Origin of the sequence: Gordonibacter pamelaeae 7-10-1-b (assembly GCF_000210055.1) — a bacterium.
GTDB classification, from domain to species: Bacteria; Actinomycetota; Coriobacteriia; order Coriobacteriales; family Eggerthellaceae; genus Gordonibacter; species Gordonibacter pamelaeae.
Genome location: NC_021021.1, coordinates 1,662,588 through 1,669,010 on the forward strand (window position 1 = coordinate 1,662,588; position 6,423 = coordinate 1,669,010).

Annotated in this window: 5 protein-coding genes and 1 pseudogene; 5 read left to right on the forward strand and 1 reads right to left on the reverse strand. The window is 65.8% G+C overall.

Annotation, left to right across the window (positions count from 1 at the left end; genetic code table 11):
* A pseudogene (locus GPA_RS07735) lies at nt 1–369 on the forward strand (hypothetical protein); the annotation flags it as partial.
* A gap of 79 nt (nt 370–448) precedes the next feature.
* Here GPA_RS07735 and GPA_RS07740 read toward each other — a convergent pair.
* Entirely contained in the window at nt 449–1,378 is a 930-nt protein-coding gene (locus GPA_RS07740; protein ID WP_015539511.1) for a LysR family transcriptional regulator, read from the reverse strand.
* 438 nt (nt 1,379–1,816) lie between these two features.
* Here GPA_RS07740 and GPA_RS07745 point away from each other — a divergent pair, with 438 nt between their 5' ends.
* From GPA_RS07745 to hemC, 4 genes are all read left to right on the forward strand, one after another.
* On the forward strand, nt 1,817–2,680 hold the full coding sequence (locus GPA_RS07745) for a respiratory nitrate reductase subunit gamma (RefSeq protein ID WP_114569147.1): 864 nt from the start codon (nt 1,817–1,819) through the stop codon (nt 2,678–2,680).
* Between the two features lie 6 nt (nt 2,681–2,686).
* Nucleotides 2,687–4,306 (forward strand): (Fe-S)-binding protein, encoded by a 1,620-nt coding sequence (locus GPA_RS07750; protein WP_015539513.1) that lies wholly within the window; start codon nt 2,687–2,689, stop codon nt 4,304–4,306.
* Nucleotides 4,307–4,411: 105 nt separating this feature from the next.
* Nucleotides 4,412–5,791, forward strand: coding sequence for a glutamyl-tRNA reductase (hemA, locus tag GPA_RS07755; protein ID WP_015539514.1), 1,380 nt, complete (start codon nt 4,412–4,414; stop codon nt 5,789–5,791).
* On the forward strand, nt 5,788–6,423 hold a 636-nt coding region (hemC, locus tag GPA_RS07760), incomplete at its 3' end, for a hydroxymethylbilane synthase (RefSeq protein ID WP_083808981.1). The genes hemA and hemC, both read left to right, overlap by 4 nt.

A 6,423-nucleotide genomic window follows, 5' to 3' on the forward strand; every position in this document is an offset into this window, starting at 1 on the left:
GACGTGGCCGTTGCCTACTACCAGCTGGCCTACGCGCTGTGGAAGGCGGGCAGGCCGCGTGCGGGCGCGGCCTGCTACCTCAAGTCGGTCATGACGTCGCCCGTGATGGCACTGCAGGCCGTGGCCGAGCTCAAGGAGCTGGCCGCAGAGCACGGCATAGAGCCGATCGAACGCGATGCCGTGGATGACGAGCTGCGCAGCGCGGGGATAGTGCTGGCGCCGACGGAAGAGGCGTTCGAGACCTTGGACGCGGGTGCTGCGGCCGCCGTGGACGCCGGCCTGTTCCCGGTCGCCCGCAACCTGCTTTCGCTGCGGTTGCACTACCGCCCGGACGACGCCCTGGTGAACGTGCTGAAGTCGCTCGACTAGACCCTGGGCGCACCGCGGCCCGGCTTCCAACCGGGCCGCGGTGCGCCCAAGAGGGGGCGGGGGCTTGGCTGGGAGCGCCCTACGGGATGATGGGCTTGGGCAGGATCTCGCTTAGCTTCTTGCGGTTGCGCAGCAGCAGGAGGAAGGACTCCTCGTCGGTGGTGAGGTTGCCCTTGGTGTGCGTGAGGATGCTGAGCGCCCGCGCGAACGAGCAGTCCTTCACGCGCAGCGCCGTCATCTGCTTCAGGCGGCACTCCTCCTGCACGGTCAGCGCGGAGATGACGGCCACGCCCATGTGGCACCTCACCGCCTGCTTGATGGCCTGCGTGCTTCCCAGTTCAAGCCGTATGTTCAGATCCTGGTGGTTGAAGCCGCTGCGCGCCAGGGCCAGCTCCATCACCTTGCGCGTGCCGGAGCCCTGCTCGCGGGTGATGAGCGTCTCGGATGCCAGCTCGCTGAAGCTGATGGATTGGCTCGCGCTCCACGGATGGTCGCTCGGCACCACGACCACCAGCTCGTCGTGCCAGAACGTCTCCACGGTGAAGTTCGGCTCGTCGGGCACGGGCCCTTCGATGAGGGCGACGTGCAGCCGCTTGTCCATGATCTCGCGCGCGAGTATCTCGGTGTCGGCTATCTGCACGTCGATGTCGGCATCCTGCTCGTTTGTGTAGTACTCGCGCAGGAAGAAGGGCAGGAGGTACTCGCCGATGGTGAACGTGGCCCCGATGCGGATGCCGTGGTGGCAGGTGGCCGCCTTGAGCACGGCCTCGCGCGCCTCGCAGATGAGCTGCACGATCTCCTTCGCGTAGCCGTAGAACACCTCGCCGCTCTCGGTGAGGGTGACGCCCCGGTTGGTGCGGTCGAGGAACTGCGTGCCGTATTCCTTCTCCAGGTTCTGGATGTGGATGCTCACGCTTGGCTGGCTCATGTGCAGTCGCTCGGAAGTGCGGGTGATGTTGCCGGTGTAGGCAACGTCCTTGAATACGAGAAACTCCTCTAAAGAACTCATGCCGCCCCCTCATGCTTTCAAAAGGCCGACAAGGCCCCTTGTTAGACAACGAACGGTACCCTCCCCGGAAAAAAGTATAAGTACAACGGTGTCAATTTGGCCATAGAGAGAACAGGGGATGCCATACGTAATTCCGATTCCAGGGAAACGCTGCCTCCCACGCGGCCGAATCCTTGTTCTCCCCTTGCTGCGTTCATGGTTTATCAGCAGAGTATTACCAGATGAATCGATGGTTTTCATTTTCATTGCACAGAGGGAGCCCAGCGTTTGCGCAACCATTTTACCGCAAGTCATAGCTGCTTTTTATGACGCTATCGCAAAACAGAATTTTACACTTCGGCAACCGTGCCGTAGCTTTAAGGCCATGCCGGTGCATCACGCCGAGACGGTTTTTCCACCGATGCGCGCTCCGGAAAAGGGCGTAGGGGGGCGGTTTCAATGACGGTTGATATGCTCGTATCCGTGTTCATTCTGCTTGCGATGTTCGGTTTCTTCGCGCTGTCCTTGAGGAAAGCCTACAAGTTCGCGCACATGCAGATCCATGCGCGCCTCGACCTCTATCCCGTTCCCAAGGAAGGCGGCGGGCGGGCGGCCTACGGCGGCTCGTACCTGGAGGAGCCCGAATGGTGGACGAAGCCGCGTAAGATCGACCGGGTCAACGAGGCCGTCGACATCATGAAGGAAATGCTGTTCATCAAGAAGCTCTTCGTGCACCAGCGCGTGCTGTGGTGGGCGTCGTACTCCATGCACCTGGGCATCTACGTCATGCTGGGATGGTCGGTGCTGCTGCTGGTCAGCGTGGCATGGCATCCCGACTGGTACGTGCTCGCGGTGACCGTCGTGGGGGTCGTCGGCTTCGCGCTGTCGACGGTGGGCTGCGTGCTCTTGCTGGTGCGCCGCGTGTCGGACCGCGTGCTGGCGAAGTACACCACCCCGCTCGAGTACTTCAACATCGTGCTGCTGCTGACGGTGTTGCTCACCGGCGCGTACTCGTGGCTGTTCGTCACGTCGCCCTTCGAGGTGGCCGCGCAGGTGTTCACGCTGAGCGCCACGGACCTGCCGCCCATCGTGCTCGTGCACCTGGCGCTGCTGGGCATCATGTTCCTGTACATCCCGCTTTCCAAGATGAGCCACTACGTGGGCAAGTTCTTCTGCTTCCACAAGGTGCTGTGGGACAACGATCCCAACCTGCCGGGCAGCTCCGTGGAGCGCCGGTTCGAGGACGCCGCCGCGCATCCTGCCCATACCGGCTGGTCGGCCGCGAAGCAGCAGGCGCCCACGTCCGAGTCGTCGAAAGGATAAGCGGTCATGGCCATGGAATACAAGAACGTGCGGACCACGGACATCTCAAGGCGGGAGGGCCTGCTGAGCGCCCTCGACGACTTGGCGCCCCTGCCCGCGCCGTACGACAAGAACGGCCTGGAGCCCGCCTTCAAGGACCCGAAGCCCGAATGGGCCGAGACGAACTGCTGCTCGCTCGACGGCTTCTGCGCCATCGACACCATGAAGCGCCCCGAGACGCAGGAAGAGGAGGACGAGCTCAAGGTAAAGTTCCTCAAGGGCCTGGAGAAGCTGTTCCTGGACGCCAACAACAAGTACCTGCAGCCGCTCAGCTTGACGATGGAGTACTGCGCGAAGTGCAACACATGCTCGGAGGCGTGCCATGTGTACAAGGCGGCGAACGGCGACGAGATCTACCGCCCCATCTTCCGCGTGGACGTGCTGCGCAAGCTGTACAAGAAGTACTTCACCCGCTCCGGCAAGCTGCTCGGTTCCCTCACCGGGGCGGACATCGACCTGGACTGGGAGACCATCGCGCGGCTGGGCGAGTCGGCCTATCGCTGCAACCTGTGCCGCCGCTGCGCGCAGGTTTGCCCGATGGGGCTGGACAACGGCATGGCGGCCCGCGAGATCCGCAAGATATTCAGCATGGAGATGGGCCTGGCCCCCACGCCCGTGCACGCGAAGGGCACGCAGCTGCAGCTGAAGACGGGCTCCTCCACGGGCCTCACGAGGCCGGCCCTGTTGGACACGTTGGAGTTCATCGAGGAGGACACCTACGAGCGCACGGGCCGCAAGATAAAGTTCCCGCTCGACAAGAAGGGCGCCGACGTGCTGCTCTTCCACAACGCGGGCGAGTTCATGGCCTGGCCCGAGAACCCGGCGGCCTTCGCCATCCTGCTCGACGAGGCGGGCGTCGACTGGACGCTCAGCACCGACGTGGTGGGCTACGACAGCGTGAACTACGGCATCTGGTACGACGACGTGCAGGCCAAGAACGTGGCCATGGCGCAGTTCGAGGCGGCCAGGAAGCTGGGCGTGAAGCGCATCGTCATCGGCGAGTGCGGCCATGCCCACAAGGCGGCCGTCGTGGGCGCCGACCGCATGGCCGACAGCGAGGAGCGCGGCGTGCCCGTGGAGAGCTTCCTTCCCATGATGGCCGAGTTCGTGCGCAACGGGCGCCTGAAGTTCGACCCTTCGAAGAACGACTTCCCCGTCACGCTGCACGATCCGTGCAACATCGTGCGCCAGATGGGCATCGTGGAGCCCCAGCGCGAGATCCTGCGCAAGATAGCGCCGCAATTCCGCGAGATGACGCCCCACGGGGTGGACAACTACTGCTGCGGAGGCGGCAGCGGGTTCGCCATCATGAACTCCTACAACTTCGGCGACTTCCGCACGAAGGTGAGCGGGCGCATGAAGTTCGCCCAGATACTCAACGCGTTTGCGGACGAGATGGAGAATCCCGACATAGTGAAGTACGTCTGCGCGCCGTGCTCCAACTGCAAGGGCACGATACGCGACCTCCTTCAGGCGTACAAGGCCACTGCGCGCTACAACGTGCAGTACGGCGGCATCGTCGAGCTCATGGTCAACGGCTTGGCGAGCATGGATCGGCCCTACTTCGAGTTCCTGGAAGCGGAGTAGGCGCTGCCCGGGGCCGTGCGGAAGGCGCGCGGCCCCGGGGTTGACCGGGTTTCACGCGCGTCTGCTGGGGAGCGGGCGGCTGGGGGATGAGACGGGAGCGGGACTATGCATACCATCGTCGTGGGGCTGAGCATCAAGCGCGCACCCCTTGAGATTCTTGAGCAGCTGAGCGTGCACCACTCGCAAAACGAGCTGTGCGTGCAGGATGTGAAGGCGGCCGCCGGGCTGGCCGGCGCCGTGGTGCTGAGCACGTGCAACCGCCTGGAGTTCTACGGCGTGTGCGAGGACGCCGACGAGGGCGTCGCCCGGGTGCGCGACTTCATCCTGGGCCAGGGGGGCGCGGCCGATGCGGCCCCGGCGCGGCAGTTCCGCGAGCTTTTGTACGCCTTCACGGACGGGCGCGCCGTGCGCCACCTGTTCGAGGTCGTGTGCGGCCTAGACTCGCTCATCGTGGGCGAGACGGAGATAGCCGGCCAGGTGTCGCGTGCCTACCGGGCCTCCTGCAAGGCGGGGGCAAACGACAAGATGGTCAACGTGTGGTTCCAGCGCGCGCTGTCGCTGGGCAAGAAGGTGCGCTCCGAGACGCGCATCAGCCGCTACTCCACCTCCATCGGGCGCATTGCCGTGGAGTTGGCCGCGCGGGAGCTGGGCGGCATCGCGGACAAGCGGGTGCTCATCCTGGGCGCGGGCGAGATGAGCGAGCTGACCATGAAGTACCTCGTGGCGCAGGACGTGTCGGTGGCCATGGTGTCGAACCGCTCGCTGGAAAAGGCGCAGCGGCTGGCCGGCCAGTACGGCTTCGGCGCCTGCTCCCTCGACGAGATGGACGCCTGCCTGGAGCAGGCCGACGTGGTGTTCTCGGCCACGGCGGCGAAGAGCTGCCTGGTGGGGCGCGAGCGCCTGGCCGCGATCATGGAGCGCCGCGTCGAGCGGTCGCTGCTGTGCATCGACATGGCCCTTCCGCGCGACATCGACCCGGCGGTGCGCGACATCCCCAACGTGAGCTGCTACGACATCAACGAGCTGCGCGACGTGGCCAACCGCCACCAGAACGAGCGCCTGCGCGCGGCCAAGACGGCCGCCCAGCTCATCGACGAGGTGGCGGCCGACTTCGAGCGCTGGCAGCGCTCGCTGGAGTACATCCCCACGATCGACGCGCTCTACCGCCAGGCCGACCGCATTAAGGCCGACAAGCTGGAGCGCGCCATGGGCAAGCTCTCGGGCCTCACGCCCAGCCAGAAGCAGGCCGTGCAGTGCCTGGCCACGTCCATCGCCCATCAGCTGGTGCACGAGCCCGTGGCATCGCTGAACGCCATGGCGGGTTCCGAGAAGAGCCGCGCGTACGCCGCCATGCTGCAGGAGCTGTTCCACCTCGAGCCCGAGGAGGGGCCTGCGTCTGCGGAGATGCCCGCGCGCGCGGATGCGCCGGCGCCTGCGGAGACGGGAGCGGGCCCTGGGGGCGCGCTGACGGGAGGTTCGCGATGAAGCGCCTGGTCATAGGTACAAGAAAGAGCGAGTTGGCGCTGTGGCAGGCGAAGTGGGTGCGCGAGCGCCTGATCGAGGCGCATCCCGGCCTGGAGGTCGAGCTGGCTGAGACGGACACGGCGGGCGACCGCGACCTGGCGACCCCCCTTCCGCTTGTGGACGGAAAAGGCGTGTTCACGGCCGAGATCGAGGAGGGCCTGCGCGACGGGACCATCGATTTGGCCGTGCACAGCCTGAAGGACCTGCCCACCGAGCTGCCGGAGGGTTTCGAGATAGGTGCGTACTGCCTGCGCCATGACCCGCGCGACGCGTTCCTCGGCAAGGACGGCCTCGTGCTGGCCGATCTGCCCGAGGGCGCGCGCATCGGCACCTCGAGCCTGCGCCGGGCCGCGCAGGTGTACCGCGTGCGCCCCGACGTGGAGTGCGTGAGCATCCGCGGGAACCTGGCCACCCGCTGGCGCAAGCTGCAGGAGGACGAGGGCATGGCCGGCATCATCCTGGCCGTGGCGGGGGTGGAGCGCTTGGGATGGAGCGACCGCATCACCGAGTACCTGGCCCCCGACGTGGCATGCCGGCTGCGGGCCAGGGCATCATCGCGGTGGAGGTGGCCGCGGGCCGCGACGACGCCGCCG